The sequence below is a fragment of the Arthrobacter sp. TJ-217 genome (genome assembly GCF_058269255.1).
The window spans coordinates 1-1381 of the sequence record NZ_JBZCNJ010000027.1; the positions used below are offsets into that span (position 1 = coordinate 1).

Consider the following 1381-nt stretch of genomic DNA (forward strand, 5'->3'; position numbering starts at 1 on the left):
AGGCAGGAGGCAGGAGGCAGGAGGCAGGAGGCAGGAGGTAGGAGGCAGGGAGTGCCCGGGGCGGGCCTGGCGGGTGCCGGTTCCGCCCCGGGAGGGTGGGTTCTGCTGGCCGGTCAGAGGCCGGCGAGCAGGGTTTGCATTTCCTGGATTTCGGCTCCCTGGGTTTCGATGACGGTTTCGGCCAGGGCGATGGCTTCGGTGTTCTGGCCGTTGTCGATCTGCTCCCGCGCCATGTCGATTGCGCCTTTGTGGTGGGCGGTCAGGGATTCAAGGAACATCCGCGAGGCTTCGTCGCCTTCGGTGGATGCAATCTCGGCCATCTGGTCCTCGCTCATCATGCCGTTCATGGATCCGGAATCCGCACCCATGTCTCCCATGTCGTGGCCTTCGGCGCCGCCCTCGGGCTCCAGGGGTTCACCCCAGGCTTCGAGCCATCCGGTCATGGTTTCGATCTCGGGGCCCTGGGCGTCCTTGATGCGGGTGGCCAAGTCGGTGACTTCGGCGCTGATGCCGTCCTTGGCGAGCATCATTTCGCTCATTTCGACCGCCTGCTGGTGGTGCGGGATCATCATTTGGGCGAACAGCACATCGGCCTCGTTGTGCTTGGTCGATGCTTCCTGCCCGGCCTGCGGGGAGGCGGAGATGCTCTGGTCCGGGCTGGGCGGCATGGTGGAGGTGGTGTTGGATCCGCCGGTCGCACCGCACCCGGCCAGAATGAGGGCGGCGACGGCCAGGGCGGACAGGGAGAGCGAACGCTTTGTGGTGTTCATGGTGAAAAGTCCTTCAATGCTCGTCTGTGCAACTGTGGGATTGCCCGCTGGGGCGGGCGTATGAACTCGGTGACGTGGGCCCTGGAGGGCCCGGGTGCCTACCGCCGGAGGAAGGCAGGCGGGCGCGCCTTTAGGTGCGGCTGATACAGAGCTTGGTCAGGGAAGGAGCACGGGCCGGCAGTGAGGTCCAGGACAAAGCGGGCGGCCCGCGGCGCTGTATGGTCCAGGGAAGGACGGTTCCGCGCAGCAGGAACAGGCGGGGGTGCCGGTCATGGTGATCTCCCAAATCGTCGAGGTGTGAATTTGGTCTTGGCGCACCAGATGCGGAGGCGGACCCGCCGGGCTGCGCGGAGTGGAGACCTTTACGGCGTGGAACCCCTTCGAGGGGGCGGGACGGCCTTTTCAGGTACACCGAAAATATACCCCATGGGGGTATCTGTCAAGGGAGTATTACCCGGTTCGCGCGCCGCTGGGGTCCGGTTACGCGGCGACCCGTCGGGCGATATATGGGCGGTGCTTACCCGCAGGCGGCCATTTCAACCGTCCGAAGCCAAGGCCTCCTGCGGCCTATCGTGGACCGGATCGTCGACGCCTCGCGGGCGCTCGGTCCG

1 protein-coding gene is annotated in these 1381 nt (G+C 65.9%); it reads right to left on the bottom strand.

What is annotated here, in order from left to right; all coding sequences use genetic code 11:
• Positions 1 to 113: 113 nt before the first annotated feature.
• A complete protein-coding gene (locus tag AC4D2R_RS18005) occupies positions 114 to 770 on the bottom strand; it encodes a DUF305 domain-containing protein (protein WP_490941470.1) in 657 nt (218 codons plus the stop codon).
• Between the last annotated feature and the right edge of the window lie 611 nt (positions 771 to 1381).